Source organism: Rhizobacter sp. P5_C2 (genome assembly GCF_054049715.1).
In genome coordinates this window covers 38,428-57,319 of the sequence record NZ_JBFULV010000017.1, presented here as the reverse complement: position 1 = coordinate 57,319, position 18,892 = coordinate 38,428, and the positions used below count along the sequence as shown (strand labels likewise).

At 66.5% G+C, this 18,892-nt stretch carries 16 protein-coding genes and 3 tRNA genes; 9 read left to right on the top strand and 10 right to left on the bottom strand.

What is annotated here, in order from left to right; all coding sequences use genetic code 11:
• Positions 1-18 precede the first annotated feature (18 nt).
• From ccmE to ACXJLU_RS08590, 7 genes are all read left to right on the top strand, one after another.
• Positions 19-456, top strand: a complete 438-nt coding sequence (ccmE, locus tag ACXJLU_RS08620) for a cytochrome c maturation protein CcmE (RefSeq protein WP_457330008.1) — start codon at positions 19-21, stop codon at positions 454-456.
• Positions 453-2,423 (top strand): heme lyase CcmF/NrfE family subunit, encoded by a 1,971-nt coding sequence (locus ACXJLU_RS08615; RefSeq protein WP_457330007.1) that lies wholly within the window; start codon positions 453-455, stop codon positions 2,421-2,423. The genes ccmE and ACXJLU_RS08615 overlap by 4 nt, the downstream gene beginning before the upstream one ends.
• Complete coding sequence (locus ACXJLU_RS08610; protein WP_457330006.1) at positions 2,420-2,953, top strand: DsbE family thiol:disulfide interchange protein; 534 nt, start codon at positions 2,420-2,422, stop codon at positions 2,951-2,953. The genes ACXJLU_RS08615 and ACXJLU_RS08610 overlap by 4 nt, the downstream gene beginning before the upstream one ends.
• A complete protein-coding gene (locus tag ACXJLU_RS08605) occupies positions 2,950-3,429 on the top strand; it encodes a cytochrome c-type biogenesis protein (RefSeq protein ID WP_457330005.1) in 480 nt (159 codons plus the stop codon). The genes ACXJLU_RS08610 and ACXJLU_RS08605 overlap by 4 nt, the downstream gene beginning before the upstream one ends.
• Before the next feature lies 1 nt (position 3,430).
• Positions 3,431-4,705, top strand: coding sequence for a c-type cytochrome biogenesis protein CcmI (ccmI, locus tag ACXJLU_RS08600; protein WP_457330004.1), 1,275 nt, complete (start codon positions 3,431-3,433; stop codon positions 4,703-4,705).
• A gap of 134 nt (positions 4,706-4,839) precedes the next feature.
• Positions 4,840-5,052 carry a hypothetical protein gene (locus tag ACXJLU_RS08595; protein ID WP_457330003.1) on the top strand — a complete coding sequence of 71 codons (213 nt, stop codon included), beginning with the start codon at positions 4,840-4,842 and terminating at the stop codon, positions 5,050-5,052.
• Positions 5,053-5,135: 83 nt separating this feature from the next.
• Positions 5,136-5,501 (top strand): HrpB1 family type III secretion system apparatus protein, encoded by a 366-nt coding sequence (locus ACXJLU_RS08590; protein WP_457330002.1) that lies wholly within the window; start codon positions 5,136-5,138, stop codon positions 5,499-5,501.
• Between the two features lie 85 nt (positions 5,502-5,586).
• Here ACXJLU_RS08590 and ACXJLU_RS08585 read toward each other — a convergent pair whose 3' ends face one another.
• The 10 genes from ACXJLU_RS08585 to ACXJLU_RS08540 form a co-directional block, all read right to left on the bottom strand.
• Positions 5,587-5,913, bottom strand: coding sequence for a hypothetical protein (locus tag ACXJLU_RS08585; protein WP_457330001.1), 327 nt, complete (start codon positions 5,911-5,913; stop codon positions 5,587-5,589).
• A 74-nt stretch (positions 5,914-5,987) separates the two neighbouring features.
• Positions 5,988-6,061: transfer RNA gene (locus tag ACXJLU_RS08580), tRNA-Cys, on the bottom strand.
• A 97-nt stretch (positions 6,062-6,158) separates the two neighbouring features.
• Positions 6,159-6,234 (bottom strand) — tRNA-Gly (locus ACXJLU_RS08575).
• Positions 6,235-6,387: 153 nt separating this feature from the next.
• Positions 6,388-8,829: an endopeptidase La gene (gene lon, locus ACXJLU_RS08570; RefSeq protein ID WP_457330000.1), complete on the bottom strand. Its 2,442-nt coding sequence runs from the start codon at positions 8,827-8,829 to the stop codon at positions 6,388-6,390.
• Between the two features lie 113 nt (positions 8,830-8,942).
• A complete protein-coding gene (gene clpX, locus ACXJLU_RS08565) occupies positions 8,943-10,208 on the bottom strand; it encodes an ATP-dependent Clp protease ATP-binding subunit ClpX (RefSeq protein WP_073463948.1) in 1,266 nt (421 codons plus the stop codon).
• 155 nt (positions 10,209-10,363) lie between these two features.
• Entirely contained in the window at positions 10,364-10,987 is a 624-nt protein-coding gene (gene clpP, locus ACXJLU_RS08560; RefSeq protein ID WP_073463947.1) for an ATP-dependent Clp endopeptidase proteolytic subunit ClpP, read from the bottom strand.
• Between the two features lie 160 nt (positions 10,988-11,147).
• On the bottom strand, positions 11,148-12,455 hold the full coding sequence (tig, locus tag ACXJLU_RS08555) for a trigger factor (protein ID WP_457329999.1): 1,308 nt from the start codon (positions 12,453-12,455) through the stop codon (positions 11,148-11,150).
• 29 nt (positions 12,456-12,484) lie between these two features.
• A tRNA-Leu gene (locus tag ACXJLU_RS08550) sits at positions 12,485-12,571 on the bottom strand.
• A gap of 69 nt (positions 12,572-12,640) precedes the next feature.
• Positions 12,641-15,811: an efflux RND transporter permease subunit gene (locus tag ACXJLU_RS08545; RefSeq protein ID WP_457329998.1), complete on the bottom strand. Its 3,171-nt coding sequence runs from the start codon at positions 15,809-15,811 to the stop codon at positions 12,641-12,643.
• 16 nt (positions 15,812-15,827) lie between these two features.
• On the bottom strand, positions 15,828-16,964 hold the full coding sequence (locus ACXJLU_RS08540; RefSeq protein WP_073463944.1) for an efflux RND transporter periplasmic adaptor subunit: 1,137 nt from the start codon (positions 16,962-16,964) through the stop codon (positions 15,828-15,830).
• Positions 16,965-17,178: 214 nt separating this feature from the next.
• Here ACXJLU_RS08540 and hpnD point away from each other — a divergent pair, with 214 nt between their 5' ends.
• Positions 17,179-18,027 (top strand): presqualene diphosphate synthase HpnD, encoded by an 849-nt coding sequence (gene hpnD / locus ACXJLU_RS08535; protein ID WP_457329997.1) that lies wholly within the window; start codon positions 17,179-17,181, stop codon positions 18,025-18,027.
• 78 nt (positions 18,028-18,105) lie between these two features.
• Entirely contained in the window at positions 18,106-18,873 is a 768-nt protein-coding gene (locus tag ACXJLU_RS08530; protein WP_073464113.1) for an IclR family transcriptional regulator, read from the top strand.
• The last annotated feature ends 19 nt before the right edge of the window (positions 18,874-18,892 follow it).

Sequence of the window (18,892 nt, the reverse complement as noted above, 5' to 3'; positions counted from 1 at the left end):
AAAGAAGTGACCGACAAAATGAAACCCCGCCACAAACGACTCGCGATCATCATCGGTGCCGTAGCGAGCCTCGGCGTCGCCGCCGCGCTCGTGCTGAACGCGCTGAACAGCAACGTCGCGTTCTTCTTCACGCCCTCGCAGGTGGTGTCGGGCGAAGCGCCGAAGGACCGGGCCTTCCGCGTCGGCGGCATGGTGCGCCAGGGCACCCTGAAGCGCGACCAGATGACCGTCAGCTTCATGATCACCGACACCGAGAAAGACGTGGCCATCCGCTACACCGGCATCCTTCCCGACCTGTTCCAGGAGGGCAAGGGCGCCGTCGTGCAAGGCAAGCTCGATGGTGATGGGGCCTTCGTCGCCACCGAAGTGCTGGCCAAGCACGACGAGAACTACATGCCACCCGAGGCCGCCCACGCGGTCGAGGAAGCCAAGAAGATGAGGAACACACTCAAATGACTCCCGAACTCGGCCACCTCGCGCTGATCCTCGCCTTCCTCGTCTCGGTCGTGCAAGGCGTGCTGCCGATCGTCGGCGCACACCGCAACAAGCCCGCATGGACCTCGCTCGCGCGGCCCGCCGCACAGACGCAGTTCCTGCTCGTCGCGTTCGCGTTCGCCTGCCTGATGCAGGCCTTCATCGCCAACGACTTCTCGGTGCAGTACGTCGCCGACCACTCCAACTCCCAACTGCCCACCGCCTACCGCGCGGCCGCCGTCTGGGGCGGCCATGAAGGCTCGCTGCTGCTGTGGCTGCTGATGCTCAACGGCTGGACGCTCGCCGTCAGCCTGCTGTCGCGCCAGTTGCCGCTGCCGATGGTCGCGCGCGTGATCGGCGTGCTCGGCCTCGTCGCCGCCGGCTTCCTCGCGTTCATGCTGCTCACGTCCAACCCGTTCGACCGGCTGATCCCCGCCGCCGCCGAAGGCCAGGACCTGAACCCGCTGCTGCAGGACCCGGGCCTCATCGTGCACCCGCCGATGCTCTACATGGGCTACGTCGGCTTCTCGGTGGCGTTCGCCTTCGCGATCGCCGCGCTGCTGGCCGGCACGCTCGACGCCGCCTGGGCGCGCTGGTCGCGCCCGTGGACCAACGTCGCCTGGACCTTCCTGACGCTGGGCATCGCGCTCGGCTCGTACTGGGCCTACTACGAACTCGGCTGGGGCGGCTGGTGGTTCTGGGACCCGGTCGAGAACGCGTCATTTATGCCGTGGCTCGTCGGCACCGCGCTCATCCACTCGCTGGCCGTCACCGAGAAACGCGGCAGCTTCAAGAACTGGACCGTGCTGCTCGCGATCTGCGCGTTCTCGCTGTCGCTGCTCGGCACCTTCCTGGTCCGCTCCGGCGTGCTGACCTCGGTGCACGCCTTCGCGACCGACCCGAAGCGCGGCATCTTCATCCTGCTGTTCCTGAGCGCGGTGATCGGCGGCTCGCTCAGCCTGTTCGCGTACCGCGCGCCCAAGGTCGGCTTGGGCGGCGCGTTCGCGCTGATGTCGCGCGAGACGCTGCTGCTGATCAACAACGTGCTGCTGATGGTCGCCGCCGGCTCGGTGCTGCTGGGCACGCTGTACCCGCTGATCATCGATGGGCTCGGCCTCGGCAAGCTGTCGGTCGGACCGCCCTACTTCAATTCGGTGTTCGTGCCGATCATGGTGCCGCTGCTGTTCCTGATCGCGATCGGCCCGGTCGCGAACTGGAAGCACGCCGATGCGCGCGACATCTCGCAGCGCCTGTGGATGGCCGCCGGCATCGCCGTCGTGCTGGGCGCGCTGCTGCCGATGCTCGTCGGCAGCTGGTCGCCGCTGGTCGCGCTCGGCCTGCTGCTGGCGGTGTGGATCGTCGCGAGCAGTGCGTTCCAGATCCGCGCCCGCCTGAAATCGGGTTGGCCGCAGCGCGCGTACTGGGGCATGCACCTGGCGCACATCGGCATCGCGACCTTCGTCGTCGGCGTCACGATGGTGAAGGGCTACGAGGTCGAGAAGGACGTGCGCATGGAAGTCGGCCAGACCGTCGCGCTCGGCGGCTACACCGTCAAGCTGCTGGGCGTGAACGAGGTGCGCGGCCCCAACTACATCGCGCAGCGCGGTGACGTCGAACTCTCTCGCGACGGCCAGGTGCTGAGCAAGCTGAACCCCGAGAAGCGCAACTACCTGTCGTCGCAGATGCCGATGACCGAGACCGCGATCGACAGCGGCCTGACGCGCGACCTGTACGTCTCGCTGGGCGAGCCGCTGGAAGCCGGCACTGGCGGCAAGGCCGCGGCCTGGAGCGTGCGGGTGTACTACAAGCCCTTCGTCGTGTGGATCTGGCTCGGCTGCCTGCTGATGGCCGCCGGCGGTGCGCTGGCCGCCAGCGACAAGCGCTACCGGCTCAAGCTGAAGCAGCGCGTCAGCCTGCCGCTGTCGGGCGCCACCGGAGTGGCGGCATGAAGAAATACTTCCTGATCCCGCTGGGGCTGTTCGCGGTGCTGGCGCTGTTCCTCGCGGTCGGCCTCAACCACGACCCGCACGAGGTGCCGTCGCCGTTGATCGGCAAGCCGGCGCCGATGTTCTCGCTGCCGCGTCTGGATGCGTCCGGCGACGCCGCGAAGTTCACCCCGCAGGAGATGCGCGGCAAGGTGTGGATGCTCAACGTGTGGGCCACCTGGTGCGGCCCGTGCCGCGAGGAGCACCCGGTGCTGGTCAACTTCGCGAAGCTGAACCTGGTGCCGGTGGTCGGCCTGAACTACAAGGACAAGGGCGACGAGGCCCGGCGCTGGCTGAGCGAGTTCGGGAACCCGTACGTCGCGACGGCCGTCGATGCCGATGGCCGCGTCGGCATCGACTACGGCGTCTACGGCGTGCCCGAGACCTACCTGATCGACAAGACCGGCACGATCCGCTTCAAGCAGATCGGCCCGCTGACCAACGACGTGCTGCGTTCGAAAGTGATCCCGATGCTCAAGGAACTCGGCACATGAGGCGCGTGATCGTGGGAGCCGCACTGGCCATTGCGTTCGCCTGCAGCGCGCACGCCGCCGACGCACCGCCGCTGGCCCAGGACCCGGTGGTCGAGGCGCGGCTGGTCGGCATCGCCGAGGAACTGCGCTGCCTGGTGTGCCAGAACGAGTCGCTGGCCGGCTCGCGGGCCGACCTGGCCGAAGACCTGCGCCGCGAGATCCGCACGCTGATCCGCCAGGGCAAGACCGACCAGGAGGTGATGGACTTCCTGGTCAGCCGCTATGGCGATTTCGTGCGCTACCGGCCGCCGATGAAGCCGACCACGTACCTGCTGTGGCTCGGCCCCTTCGTGCTGCTGGGCGGCGGGCTGGTGGCGCTGGTCACCTTCCTGCGCCGCCGCACCGCACCCGATGCCGTCGCGCTGACCGCCGAGGAGCAACAGCGCGCCACGGCGCTGCTGAACAGCGACCCCACAACAACAACAACACGCACCTGAGATGGCAACCTTCCTGATCGCCGCGGCACTGCTTGTCGCCGCCACCCTGCTCGTGCTGCTGCGACCGTGGCGGCGCGCCGCCCAGGCCGCCGAATCGACCGCGCGCGACGCCAACACCGCCGTCTACCGCGACCAGCTGGCCGAGCTCGACCGCGACCTCGCGGCCGGCACCATCGGGTCGGCCGACCATGAACAGGCGCGCGGCGAGCTGCAGAAGCGCCTGCTGGCCGATGCCGGCGTGGCCGAGCCGCTGATCGCACCCCGGGCGTCGGGGCGCAGCACGGTGGTGGCGCTCGCGCTTGCGCTGCCGGTGCTGGCCGCGGGCCTGTACGCCTGGCGTGGCAACCCGGCCGCGCTGAACCCGCCGCCGCCGCCCGCACAGCGCGGCGACGTGACGCAGCAGCAGATCGAGCAGATGATCGCCACGATCGAGGCGCGCGTCGCGAAGAACCCGAACGATTCGAAGGCCTGGATGGTGCTGGCCCGCTCATACCGCGCGATGGGCCGGCCGGCCGATTCGGCGAAGGCCTTCGGGCACGTCGGTTCCGAGCTGCTGGACCGCGACCCGGTGATGCTGACCGAGTACGCCGACGTGCTCGCGACGGTCGCGAACGGCGACCTGCAGGGCAAGCCGCTGAAGCTGGTGCAGCAGGCGCTGGCCGTCGACCCGAACAACGCGATGGCGCTGTCGATGTCGGCGACGGCGGCCTACCAGCGGCAGGACATGAAGACCGCTGCGGCGCAGTGGCAGCAGCTGCTGCCGATGCTGCCGCCGGAGTCGGACTACGCGAAGTTCATCGTGCAGACGCTGGCCGAGATCCGCGGCGGCACGGCCGGGGCTGCCGCAGGGTCCGCTTCGGCGCCCGTCGCCGCCACTGCCCGCGCGTCGTCGCCGTCGACCTCTGCCGCCACCAAGTCTTCGGCTGGGGCCGCAACGTCGGTCAGCGGGCGCGTGACGTTGTCCCCTGCCCTCGCATCGAAGGTCCAGCCGGGCGACACGGTGTTCGTGTTCGCCCGCGCGCCGCAGGGCCCGCGCATGCCGCTGGCCGTGAAGCGCGGCCTGGTGTCCGACCTGCCGATGGATTTCGTGCTCGACGACTCGACCGCGATGAGCCCGGAGTTCAAGCTGTCGAGCGTGCCCGAGGTGCGCATCGAGGTGCGGGTGTCGCGCAACGGCAGCGCGACGCCGTCGGCCGGCGACCTGATCGGCCAGGGGCCGGTGGTGAAGCCGGGCACCACCGGCGTGGCGGTGCAGATCGACCAGATCAGGCCCTGAGTCTCGGCATGTCGGGGCGACACTTCGCCCCGGCATCGCGCGCTTCGCATCGGGGCCGCGACGCCGGCCCGGCGCCGACGAGACTTCCTTTCAGCGCGGTCACCCCGACCGCGTCCCAACCGAAAGGATTCCACATGCCCATTCCCGCAATCGGTGCCGCACTGACCCGCGTCCTTCCCATGGCCACGCAAGCCCTCAGCAAGGCCCCCGGCCTGCAAGCCCTCGGCAGCCTGGTGGGCGGCGGTGGTGGTGGCGAACAAGCCCAGGGCGGCCAGCAAGCCGGCCCGGCCGGTGCCGCAGCCGCCATCATCCAGCGCCTGAAATCGATGGCGCCGGGGGGAGACTGAATCCCGCCGCCCCCCTTGACGAAGATCGACCTGCTGGACAGGCCGCGCTGCGGCCGCGTCCGGCACCTTTCCGAAAGCCCGTCATGAGCCCGCACACCAAAGACGATATTGCCCACCTGGTCGAGGAGATGACCGCCGCGATCGTGCGCCAGGAACTCGGCCGCGCGGAAGCGCTGTGGTTCCAGCTGCGCGACCTGTCGAACGTCGCGCCGTCGGCGCTGGCCATCGGCGCCTTCATCCCGATCCTGCGCAACGAGCCGCGCGATGCGCTGCACTTCCTGAACACGCTGCCGGACGATTGCTGCCCCGACCTGAAGGCCTTGTGCACCTACCTGCTCGGCGACCCGATCTGGCACCTGGAAGCCAGCACGCTCGCCGACAGCGACGATCCGCTGATGCGATCGGCGATGCGGCACCTGCTGGAGACGAGCAGCGCGGTGGGAATCTGATATCGCGCTTCCAACATTCTGATGTGCTGATTGCACACGGCCGGTGTCGTTGCCGGCGCGCGCCGCGCCGACACGGGACCTCGCTTCAGCCGCGAGGAAGCAACGGCGAACGGGATCGCGCCACGAACAGGAACACGGTCGGCCAGACGAGCGCATTGACGAGGCCGTGCAGGCTTTGCTGCCAGCGCCAGTAGCCCAGGTTCCGAAGGTCTTGCTGCATGTTCATGACTTCGCCGAACGCGAGCACGACCAGGACTACCGACCAGGGAACCAGCGAACTCAATGGCTTCCTGGTGACCATGGCAGCGACAAACAGCACCAACAGCCCCACGTGAATGTGCAACGCATCCGAGAACAGGTGCGTGATCCCCACGGCCGCGAGTTTGAGCGCCTCAAAGGTGGACATTTCCATCGGCGTTGGCGTTCAGAGAAACAAAAACGCCTCGCAGTGCGAGGCGTTCTGGCCATGGATCCGGCCGTCTTTGCTGGAGGCGCGGGCCGGAGTCGAACCGACCTACACGGATTTGCAATCCGGTGCATAACCGCTTTGCTACCGCGCCCCGTTAACTTGCCTTGCCTCGAAGACCCTTTGTGCTTAAAGACCAGCGTTCGGGCCATCTTGGCAAAAAGGGAAGCTCGAAAGCTTCCCTTTGAATTTGGAGCGGGAGACGAGGCTCGAACTCGCGACCTCAACCTTGGCAAGGTTGCGCTCTACCAACTGAGCTACTCCCGCTTTGCCTGACCTTTCGGCCTGATCTTTCGACCACTTGATCAACTTGCTTTGCATCTGCATCGCTGCACTTGCTTTGCTGTATCAACCAAGACTCACAGTATATGTTCAAAATCGGCCGCTTCGCAAGAGCGGCCGATTTTTTTCAGACTTTTTTCAGTGCTTCAGCGCGTCGGTCGCAGGCGCCGTGGCCGGTGCTGCAGGCGTCGTTGCCGCAGCTTCGGTCTTGCCGTCGACCTTCGGCACCTCTTCATCGGCCAGCGGTTGCGGCACCGACTCAAGCGCGATCTCAAGCACCTGGTCGATCCACTTCACCGGCACGATCTCGAGATGGTTCTTCACGTTCTCCGGAATGTCCTGAAGATCCTTCGCGTTCTCCTCCGGGATCAGCACCGTCTTGATGCCGCCCCGGTGCGCCGCGAGCAACTTCTCCTTCAGGCCCCCGATGGCCGTGACCTCGCCACGCAGCGTGATCTCGCCCGTCATCGCCACGTCGGCTCGCACGGGGATGTTGGTCAGCGCCGACACGAATGCCGTCGTCATCGCAGCACCCGCGCTCGGGCCGTCCTTGGGCGTCGCACCATCCGGCACGTGGATGTGGATGTCGCGCTTCTCGAACATCTCGTCCTTGATGCCCAGGCGGCGTGCGCGGCTGCGCACCACCGAACGTGCAGCCTCGACCGACTCCTTCATCACGTCGCCGAGCGAGCCGGTGCGGATGATGTTGCCCTTGCCCGGCATCACGGCGGTCTCGATGGTCAGCAGATCGCCGCCCACTTCCGTCCACGCGAGGCCGACCACCTGGCCGACTTGGTTGCGCTTCTCGGCCTGGCCGTAGTTGAAGCGGCGCACGCCCAGGAAGTCGTTCAGGTTCTCTTCGCTGACGACCATCTTGCCGACCTGCTTCTTCAGCTGGATGCTCTTCACCACCTTGCGGCAGATCTTGGACACCTCGCGCTCGAGCGAACGCACGCCGGCTTCACGCGTGTAGTAGCGGATGATCCCGCGGATCGCCGATTCGGTGACGTCCATCTCCTCGTCCTGCACGCCGTTGTTCTTGCGTTGCTTCGGCAGCAGGTAGCGTTGGGCGATGTTGACCTTCTCGTCCTCGGTGTAACCCGCCAGGCGGATCACTTCCATCCGGTCCAGCAGCGCCGGCGGAATGTTCATCGAGTTCGACGTGGCGATGAACATCACGTCGCTCAGGTCGAAATCGACCTCGACGTAGTGGTCGCTGAAGGTGTGGTTCTGCTCGGGGTCGAGCACCTCGAGCAATGCGCTCGACGGGTCGCCACGGAAGTCCATGCCCAGCTTGTCGATCTCGTCGAGCAGGAACAGCGGGTTGCGCGTGCCGACCTTCGACAGGCTCTGCAGCACCTTGCCCGGCATCGAGCCGATGTAGGTGCGGCGGTGCCCGCGGATCTCGGCCTCGTCACGCATGCCGCCCAGCGCCATGCGGACGAACTTGCGCCCGGTGGCGCGCGCCACGCTCTGGCCGAGCGAGGTCTTGCCGACGCCCGGGGGGCCGACCAGGCACAGGATCGGCGCCTTGACCTTGTCGACGCGCTGTTGCACCGCGAGATATTCAAGGATGCGGTCCTTGACCTTCTCGAGGCCGTAGTGGTCCTCGTTCAGCACGGCCTCTGCATTCGGCAGGTCGTGCTTGATCTTGGTCTTCTTGGTCCACGGCAGGTTGATCAGCGTGTCGATGTAGTTGCGCACGACCGTCGCCTCGGCGGACATCGGCGACATCAGCTTGAGCTTCTTCAGCTCGGCATCGACCTTCTTGCGGGCCTCCTTGGGCATCTTCGCCGCAGTGATCTTCTTTTCCAGTTCCTCCATGTCGGCGCCTTCTTCGCCGTCACCGAGTTCCTTCTGGATCGCCTTGACCTGCTCGTTCAGGTAGTACTCGCGCTGGCTCTTTTCCATCTGGCGCTTCACGCGCCCGCGGATGCGCTTCTCGACCTGCAGGATGTCGACTTCGTGTTCGAGTTGCTCGAGCAGCTTCTCGAGCCGCTTGTCGACTGCGAACAGGTCGAGCACCGACTGCTTGTTCTCGAGCTTCAGCGGCAGGTGCGCCGCGATCGTGTCGGCCAGGCGGCCGGCATCGTCGATGCCCGCGATGGAGGTCAGGATCTCCGGCGGGATCTTCTTGTTGAGCTTGACGTATTGGTCGAACTGCTGCGTCACCGCGCGGCGCAGCGCCTCGACCTCGGGCTTGGCCTCGGTCTCGGGCGGCACCGGCGTCACTTCGGCCATGAAGTGCTCGCCGTTGTCGCTGATCGAATGCGTGTTGGCGCGCTGGATGCCTTCGACCAGCACCTTCACCGTGCCGTCGGGCAGCTTCAGCATCTGCAGGATGCTCGAGACGCAGCCCACTTCGAACATGTCGTCGGGCTTGGGCTCGTCCTTGCCGGCCGCGCGCTGCGCGACGAGCATGATCTGCCGGCCGGCTTCCATCGCGGCTTCGAGTGCCTTGATCGACTTCGGGCGCCCGACGAACAGCGGAATCACCATGTGGGGAAACACCACCACATCCCGCAGCGGCAGCAGCGGCATCGTGATGGGCTCAGCGGGCAAGACGGGATGTCCGGACATTGGAACCTCTCTTTCTCAAGCCCATCTAGGGCTCAAGCATTCGTTTGCAAGGAGCCGGCGCAGTGTGATGCACCGGCAAACATCAGGATCCGTTGTCGTGGCGAAGGCCCTGTTCAGGCGCTGGCCTTCTGCTCTCGGTAAACCAGCAAGGGCTTCACGTCCTCCTCGATCGTGTGCTCGTCGAGCACCACCTTCGCGACGCCGTCGAGCGTCGGCAATTCGAACATCGTGTCGATCAGCGACTGCTCCATGATCGAGCGCAGGCCGCGTGCGCCGGTGCGGCGCGCCAGCGCCTTGCGGGCGATGGCCGCGAGCGCCGAAGGCCGCACTTCAAGCTCGACGCCGTCCATCGCGAACAGCTTCTGGTACTGCTTGAGCAGCGCGTTCTTCGGCTCGGTCAGGATCTGCACCAGCGCGTCGTCGGTCAGCTCGCCGAGCGTGGCGACCACCGGCAGGCGGCCGACCAGTTCGGGGATCAGGCCGAACTTGATCAGGTCTTCGGGCTCGACCTCGCGGAACACCTCGGACACGCGGCGTTCCGATTTGGTGTGCACCGTCGCACCGAAACCGATGCCCGATTTCTCGGAGCGGTTCTGGATGACCTTCTCGAGGCCATCGAAGGCGCCGCCGCAGATGAACAGGATGTTCGTCGTGTCGATCTGCAGGAAGTCCTGGTTCGGGTGCTTGCGGCCGCCTTGCGGCGGCACCGAGGCCATCGTGCCCTCGACGAGCTTCAGCAACGCCTGCTGCACGCCCTCGCCCGACACGTCGCGCGTGATCGACGGGTTGTCGGCCTTGCGCGAGATCTTGTCGATCTCGTCGATGTAGACGATGCCGCGCTGCGCCTTCTCGACGTCGTAGTTGCAGTTCTGCAGCAGCTTCTGGATGATGTTCTCGACGTCTTCGCCGACGTAGCCGGCTTCGGTCAGCGTGGTCGCGTCGGCGATCACGAACGGCACGTTGAGCAGGCGCGCGAGCGTCTGGGCCAGCAGCGTCTTGCCCGAGCCGGTGGGGCCGATCAGCAGGATGTTGCTCTTGCTCAGCTCGACGTCGTCCTTGGACGAGGCCATGTGCTTGAGCCGCTTGTAGTGGTTGTACACGGCCACCGACAGCGTGCGCTTGGCGGTGTCTTGCCCGATCACGTATTGATCGAGGCTCGCCTTGATCTCGCTGGGCACCGGCAGGTCGGACTTGGTGGCGCGGGCCTCGGCGGTGTCGGCCGGCACTTCATCGCGAATGATGTCGTTGCAAAGCTCGATGCACTCGTCACAGATGAAGACCGACGGACCGGCGATCAGTTTCTTCACCTCATGCTGGCTCTTGCCGCAGAAGGAGCAGTACAGGACTTTCTCGCTGGAGGAGCCTTTTTTGTCGGCCATGGATGGATGCGCTGTGCGTTAGGAAGGCTGAGTCAATGATAGAGCAAAAGAATTCGGGCCCAGGCCGTGGAAAAGGGGCCCAAATGGGCCCCGTTCCAAGGTTTCATGCGGTTTCAACCCCGGTTTTACCCGAGGCCGGTCACCGATCTGTCAGCTCAGGTGGCGGCGGGCGGGGTCCGCTGCGTCAGCACCTGGTCGACCAGGCCGTAGTCCTTGGCTTCGGTCGGATCGAGGAAGAAATCGCGCTCCATGTCGGCACGGATCTTCTCGATCGACTGCCCGGTGCGCTCAGCATAGATCCGGTTCAGCTGCTCGCGGGTCTTCAGGATCTCGCGTGCATGGATCTCGATGTCGGTGGCCTGGCCCTGCGCGCCGCCCGACGGCTGGTGGATCATCACGCGCGAATTCGGCAGCGCGAAGCGCTTGCCCTTGGCGCCGGCCATCAGCAGGAACGAGCCCATGCTGGCGGCGATGCCCATGCACAGCGTGGACACGTCGGGCTTGATGAACTGCATCGTGTCGAAGATCGACATGCCCGCGCTGACCGAACCGCCCGGCGAGTTGATGTACAGCGAGATGTCCTTGTCGGGGTTCTCGCTTTCGAGGAACAGCAGCTGCGCCACGACCAGGTTGGCCGTCTGGTCATTGACCGGCCCCACCAGGAAGATGACCCGCTCGCGCAGCAGGCGGCTGTAGATGTCGTAGGCCCGTTCCCCGCGGCCCGACTGCTCGATGACGATGGGCACCATGCCCAGACTTTGTGTTTCCAGCGCGCTCATGATCGTCCTTGCGTCCTTGAGGAGGTTCGTGATAGTCCCACGGAGATTGGGTTTGATTATGTCGCGACAAGTCCGCGTTCAAAGAAAAGAGAAAAGGGCGAAAAGAGAAAGGGCGCCCAGGCCTTTCAGCCCGGCGCCCTTCGCATGACGGCTGACGAGATCAGCCGGCCATCAGTTCGTCGAACGGCAGCACCTTGTCGGTGACCTTCGCCTTGCCCAGCACGAAGTCGGTGACGTTGTTCTCGATGACCACGCCCTCGACCTCGGCCATGCGCTCGCGGCTGCCCAGGTACCAGCGCACCACTTCAGCCGGCTTCTCGTAGCTCTGCGCCATCTCTTCGATGTGCGCCTGCAACTGGTCGGGCTTGGCCTGCAGGTTGTTCGAGCGAACCAGTTCGGCGACGACCAGGCCCAGGCGCACGCGGCGCTCGGCCTGCGGCTGGAAGATCTCGGCCGGGATCGGCGCGGTGTCGGCGTCCTTGATGCCACGCTTCTTCAGGTCGGCACGGGCGCCTTCGGTCATGCGCTCGACTTCGCCGTTGACCAGCGAGGTCGGCAGGTCGAGCTCGGCGCTCTTGACCAGCGCGTCCATCACCGACGACTTGTTGCGGGCCAGCACGCGGAACTTGACCTCGCGCTCGAGGTTGCGCTTGATGTCGGCGCGCAGCGCGTCGACCGTGCCTTCCTTGATGCCCAGCGACTTGGCCAGCGCGTCGTTGACCTCGGGCAGGTTCTGCGCCTCGACCTTGTTCAGCGTGACCAGGAAGTCGGCTTCCTTGCCGGCGACGTCCTTGCCCTGGTAGTCCTCGGGGAACTGCAGCGGGAAGGTCTTCGAGTCGCCGGTCTTCATGCCGCGCACCGCCTTCTCGAAGGCCTCGAGCATCTGGCCTTCACCGATCAGGAACTGGAAACCCTCGGCCTTGCCGCCGTCGAACGGCACGCCGTCGATCTTGCCTTCGAAGTCGATCGTCACGCGGTCGCCTTCGGCGGCAGCCTCGCCCTGCGGGCGCTGCGTGAAGGTGCGGCGCTGCTTGCGCAGGATGTCCAGCGTCTTGTCGATCGCGGCATCGGTCACTTCGGTGCTGACGCGCTCGACCTCGGCCGCCGACAGGTCGCCGAGCTTGACCTCGGGGTACACCTCGAAGACGGCGTCGAAGGCCATCTGGCCTTCGGGCGCGGTTTCCTTCTCGCTGATGCGCGGGGCACCGGCGACGCGCAGCTTGGCTTCGGCGGTGGCCTGTGCGAACGCCTGCCCGACCTTGTCGTTCATGACTTCGTACTGCACCGAGTAGCCGTAGCGCTGGGACACCACGCTCATCGGAACCTTGCCGGGGCGGAACCCGTCGGCCTTGACCGTGCGGGACAGGCGCTTCAGGCGCGATTCGACCTCGTTGTTGATCGTGTCGGCCGCCAGCGTGAGCGTGATGCGGCGTTCGAGTTTCTCGAGGGTTTCTACAGTGACAGCCATGATTGTCTGGACTCTCTGGTTTCGTTAGCTGGTGCGCGGGGGGGGACTCGAACCCCCACACCATCGCTGGCGTCAGGACCTAAACCTGGTGCGTCTACCAATTTCGCCACCCGCGCACGGTGTTGCAATAAAAGCAAGGGGAAGCCGAAGCTTCCCCTTTTAGGCGATTCGGTAAACCGCGTAGTTTAGCTGCTTGCGGCCGCTCTTTCGACTTCCGCCGGTTTGACGCGGAACCAGGCCGCATACATCGCCGGCAAAGCCAGCAGCGTCAGCGCCGTCGCGACGATCAGCCCGCCCATGATGGCGACCGCCATCGGCCCCCAGAACACGCTGCGCGACAACGGAATCATCGCGAGCACCGCGGCCGCCGCCGTCAGCACGATCGGGCGGAAGCGCCGCACCGCCGATTCGACGATCGCCTCCCAGGCCGGCACGCCGCGCGAGCGGTCCTGCTCGATCTGGTCGATCAGGATCACCGAGTTGCGCATGATCATGCCGGCCAGCGCGATCACGCCCAGCAGCGCGACGAAGCCGAACGGCCGGTTCAGCAGCAGCAAGGCCCCCGACACCCCGGCGATGCCCAGCGGCGCCGTCAGGAACACCAGGATCGAGCGGCTGACGCTGTGCAGCTGCAGCATCAGCAGCGTGAACATGATGAACAGCATCAGCGGCGCGCCGGCGGCGATCGAGCCGGTGCCCTTGCTGCTCTCCTCCACCTCGCCGGCGATCTCGATGCGGTAGCCGTCGGGCATGGTCTTCTGCAGCTTGTCGAGTTCGGGCCAGATCTGCATCGTCACGGTCGGGCCCTGGATGCCCTGCACCACGTCGCCCTGCACCGTCACCGCATAGTCGCGGCCCTCGCGCCACAGCACGCCGGGCTCCCAGGTGAAGCCGATCTTGGCGATCTGCGTCAGCGGGATCGAGCGGCCGCTCGCGGTCGGCAGGTAGGCGTTGCCGATGTCGGTGATGGCATTGCGCTCGTCCAGCGGCTGGCGCACGACGATGTCGACCAGCCGGTCGGCCTCGCGGTACTGCCCGACGGTGTTGCCCGACAGGATGGTGCGCGACGCGGTGGCGATGGCCTGGCTCGTCACGCCGAGCGCACGCGCCTTGTCCTGGTCGACTTCCAGGCGCAGCACCTTGACCGACTCGTTCCAGTTGTCGTTGACGCCGCGCATGTTGGTGTTGGTGCGCAGGATGTCCTTGGCCTTGTCGGCCCAGGCGCGGGCCTGCGCCGCATCCGGTCCCATCACGCGGAACTGCACCGGGTACGGCACCGGCGGGCCGTTGGGCAGCAGCTTGACGCGGCCGCGCGCATCGGGGAACTCGTCGGCCAGCAGCGTCGGCAGCTTGCGGCGCAGGTCGTTGCGCGTGGCCAGGTCCTTCGGGATCAGGATGACCTGGCTGACGTTGCTCTGCGGAAAGATCTGGTCGAGCGGCAGGTAGAAGCGCGGCACGCCGCTGCCGACCCAGATCGACACGTCGACGATGCCCGGCTCCTTCAGCATGCGGGCCTCGAAGCGCTTGGCCAGGGCCTCGCTCGACTGGATGGTGGCGCCTTCGGGCAGCCACAGGTCGACCAGGATCTCCGGCCGGCTCGAATCGGGGAAGAACTGCTGCTGCACCTTGCCCATGCCCATCAGACCGAGCACGAAGATGCCGATCGTGATGCCGATCGTGATCCAGCGGTGCTGCACGCACCAGTTCACCGCGCGCCGGAAGCGCGCGTAGAACGGCGTGTCGAACAACTCGTGGTGCTCTTCGCCGCCATGCATCTTGCTGCGCACGTGCAGCAGCTTGGCGCCGAGGTACGGCACGAAGTAGACCGACACCACCCACGAGATCAGCAGCGCCGCGGTGGTCACCGCGAAGATCGCGAAGGTGTACTCGCCCACCGTCGACTTGGCCAGGCCGATCGGCAGGAAGCCGGTCGCGGTGATCAGCGTGCCGGTCAGCATCGGCATCGCGGTCACGTCGTAGGCGAAGGTCGCGGCGCGCATCTTGTCGTAGCCCTCTTCGAGCTTGCGCACCATCATTTCGACCGAAATGATCGCGTCGTCGACCAGCAGCCCGAGCGCGATGATCAGCGAGCCCAGCGAGATCTTGTGCAGCCCGACGCCCCAGTAGAACATCGTGACGAAGGTGATCGCGAGCACCAGCGGGATCGTGATGCCCACCACCAGGCCCGGCCACACGTCGATGCGCAGCGGCCGGGTGTGCAGGCCCAGGCTGATGAAGCTGACGGCCAGCACCACGATCACGGCCTCGATCAGCACGTGCACGAACTCGCCCACCGAAGTGGTCACCGCCGACGGCTGGTCCTGGATCTGCGACAGCTCGATGCCGATCGGCAGCTCCTTCTGGATCTGCGACACCCGGCCCCTCAGCACCTTGCCGAGCTCGATGATGTCGCCGCCCTTGTTCATCGAGATGCCCAGCGCGATGACCTCGTGGCCCTGGTGGCGCACCTTGACGGCGGGCGGGTCGACGTAGTCGCGCTTGATGGTCGCGATGTCGGACAGGCGCAGCGTGCTGGCCGCGCCGGTGCTGGCGTTGGTGGCGCGGATCGGGAAGGCCGCGAGCTCGTCGACCGAGTTGAACTGGCCGCCCACGCGCACCTGCAGGTTGTCGCTGCCGGCGTTCAGCACGCCGGCGCCTTCGACCGCGTTCTGCGCGCCGATCTGCGTGATGACCTGGTTGAAATCCAGCCCCAGCGACGCGAGGCGCTTCTGCGAGATCTCGATGAAGATCTTCTCCGGCTGTGCGCCGAACACCTGCACCTTGGCCACGTCGGGCAGCTTCAGCAGCTTCTGGCGCACCTCTTCGGCACGCTGGCGCAGTTCTTCATACGTGAACCCGTCGGCCGACAGCGCGAAGATCGAGCCGTAGACGTCGCCGAACTCGTCGTTGAACACCGGGCCGATCACGCCGGACGGCAGCGTCGAGCGCATGTCGCCGATCTTCTTGCGCGTCTGGTACCAGACGTTGTTGACTTCCTTCGGCGGCGAGTTGTCCTTGATGTTGAAGATCGTCAGCGACTCGCCCGGCTTGGTGTAGCTGCGGATCTTGTCGGCGTACGGCGCTTCCTGCAGCGTCTTCTCGATCTTGTCGGTGACCTGCTCGGCCATCTGCTGCGCCGTCGCGCCGGGCCAGTAGGCCTGCACCACCATCGCGCGGAAGGTGAACGGCGGGTCTTCGTCCTGGCCGAGCTGGAAGTAGGCGGCGAAGCCCAGCACCATCAGCACCACCATCAGGTAGCGCGTCAGCGGCTGGTGCTCCAGCGCCCAGCGGGAGATGTTGAAACGCGAGGTCGGCACGTCGTCGTGCGGGGCGTCGTGGTGGTCTTGGGGGCTCATGCGGTGCCTCGGGCGCTTAGCGGGACGCCGCGCTGGCAGGCGCCATTGCAGCCGGGTTGCCGTTCTGCGCGGTCGGCTCGATGTACATCTTCACCTGCTGGCCGGGCGACAGCACGTGCACGCCGGCCGTGACCACCACCTGGCCGGGCGCGAGGCCGCTGGCCACCACCACGGTGTTGCCGTCGGCACCCGCCACCTGGATCGCTTGCGCCTTGACGCTGAGCACGCCCTGGGCGTTCTTGTCGACCAGCCACACCGAGGTGCGGCCCTGCAGCTCGGTGACGGCCGACAGCGGCAGGCGCACGACGCCCGATTGCTGCGGCAACTCGATCAGCACGGTGGCGGTCTGGCCCAGGCGGGCCGGCAGCTCGCCGATGTCAGCCTTGACCTGGAAGGTCCGCGTCGCGGCATCGGCGGCAGCGGCCACCTCGCGGATCGACGCCGACACCGCATCGGTGCTGCCCCACAGGCGCACCTTCAGCGCGCCGGGCTTGCGGGCCAGTGCGCGCAGGTCGCCGACATGGTCCTCGGGCACCGAGAACACCACGTCGCGCGGGCCGTCTTGCGCAAGGCGCACGACCGGCGTGCCGGCCGCGACCACCATGCCGGGTTCGGCGTCCACGCCGGTGATCACGCCGTTCGCATCGGCCACCAGCGCCGCGTAGGCGGCCTGGTTGCCCTGCACGCCGGCCTGCGCGCGCGCCTGGTCGAACTGCGCCTGGGCAGACTTCAGCGCGGTGTCGCGGCGCTCCAGCTCGGCCGAGCTGATGAAGCCCTGGTCGCGCAGGTCCTTGTAGCGCTTGTAGTCGGCGTTCGCGAGTTCGAGGTTGGTCTGCGCCGCGGCGAGCCCTGCGCGCGCCGACTCCTGTGCCAGCTTCAAGTCCTGCGGGTCGAGCTGCGCCAGCACCTGGCCGGCCTTGACGGTGTCGCCCACGTTGGCCGAGCGGCGCGTGATCTTGCCGCCCACCCGGAAGCCCAGCTTCGATTCGGTGCGTGCCTTGATTTCGGCCGCGTACTCGCGGGTGCCACCCGCGGCGCCGCTGGCAACGGTCAGGGTGCGCACGGCACGCACCGGCTCGGCGGCGGGTTCGGTCTTGGAGCAGGCAGCCAGGACGGCCGCACCGGCCAAGGCAATGAACAGCGTGGATCGCATCGGAATCCTCTTCGAAGCGGTGAACGGGGCGGGAGAATTGGAATCGGGGGCTGACGTCAGTTAGGGTACGTCGGTTACCGTACAACTGACTGACCGGTCAGTAATGTATTCGGGTGAATCCCAGGTGTCAAACCGTCGCTGGCATCTTTCGACACGTCACAAGCGCCTGGAGCGGACCCAGCGACAATGCGCGCTGAATTGATCACGACCGACGATGACGCCCCAGCAATACGTGCAGGACAAGGCCGCCAAAAGCGGCTCGAGTTTCTACTACGCCTTCCTGTTCCTGCCGCCGCCACGCCGCGCGGCGATCACCGCGTTTTACGCCTTCTGCCGTGAGGTGGACGATGTCGTCGACGAGGTGCAGGACCCGGGCGTCGCCGCCACCAAGCTCGCATGGTGGCGCAAGGAGGTGGCCACCGCCTTCGCCGGCCAGGCCGCCCATCCGGTGATGCAGGCCCTGATGCCGCACACCGCCGAGTTCGGCATCCGCGCCGAGCACCTCAACGCGGTGATCGACGGTTGCCAGATGGATCTGGAGCAATCGCGCTACCTCGACTACCCCGGGCTGCAGCGCTACTGCCACCTGGTGGCAAGCATCGTCGGCGAGGTTGCAGCCAGCATCTTCGGCCGCAGCACCAACCAGACGCTGCAGTACGCCCACAAGCTGGGCCTCGCGATGCAGCTGACCAACATCATCCGTGACGTGGGCGACGATGCACGCCGCGGGCGCATCTACCTGCCGATCTCCGAACTGCAGCAGTTCGACGTGAAAGCCCATGAGCTGCTGAAACGCACGGCGCCCTGGGGCTACAGCGAACGCTTCACCGCGCTGATGCGCTTCCAGGCCGAGCGGGCGCACCGCTGCTACGACGAGGCCTTCGCGCTGCTGCCCGAGACCGATCGGGTCGCGCAGAAGCCCGGGCTGATGATGGCCAACATCTACCGCACCCTGCTGCGGGAGATCGAGGCCGGCGATTTCCAGGTGCTGCACCAGCGCGTGTCGCTGACGCCGATCCGCAAGCTGTGGATCGCGGCACGCACGCATTGGAAGGGGCGCTGAGGCGCGCACCGGCGCACGGTGCTGGTCAAGTCAGTTTTCGCCATGCAAAATGACGAACAACTGAATGAGAGTGCCGCGATGAAAAGCAAAGAGGGCCAGACCCCGGCGATCCAGGTGCTGGAGCGCATGTTTTCGCTGCTGGACCTGCTGGCATCCCACCAGGATCCGATCTCGCTGAAGCTGATCAGCGAGCAGACGGGGCTGCATCCGTCGACCGCCCACCGCATCCTCAACGACCTGACGGTCGGCCGCTATGTCGACCGGCCCGAAGCCGGCAGCTACCGCCTGGGCATGCGCCTGCTGGAGCTGGGAAACCTGGTGAAGGCCCGCCTGGACGTGCGCGATGCCGCGCTCGGCCCGATGCGCGAACTGCACAAGCTGACGCACCAGCCGGTGAATCTGTCGATGCGCCAGGGCGATGAAATCGTTTATATCGAGCGAACCTACAGCGAACGCTCGGGCATGCAGGTGGTTCGTGCCGTCGGCGGGCGGGCACCGCTGCACCTGACCTCGGTCGGCAAGCTGTTCCTCGCGCACGACGATCCGCAACGCGTGCGGGCCTATGCGACCCGCACCGGACTGGCCGGCCACACGCGCAACAGCATCACCGAGGTCAGCACGCTGGAGCGCGAACTGTCGAAGGTGCTGCAATACGGCACGGCGCGCGACGACGAGGAACTGGAACTGGGCGTGCGCTGCATGGCCGCCGGCATCCTGGACGACCAGGGCAAGCTGGTCGCGGGGCTGTCGATCTCGGCGCCTGCGGACCGGCTGGAAGAAGCTTGGCTGGAGCGGCTGAAGGCGACCGCGTCGCAGATCTCGTCAGCGCTCGGGCACCGCAGCTGAAATGCAAAGAGCCCGGGAT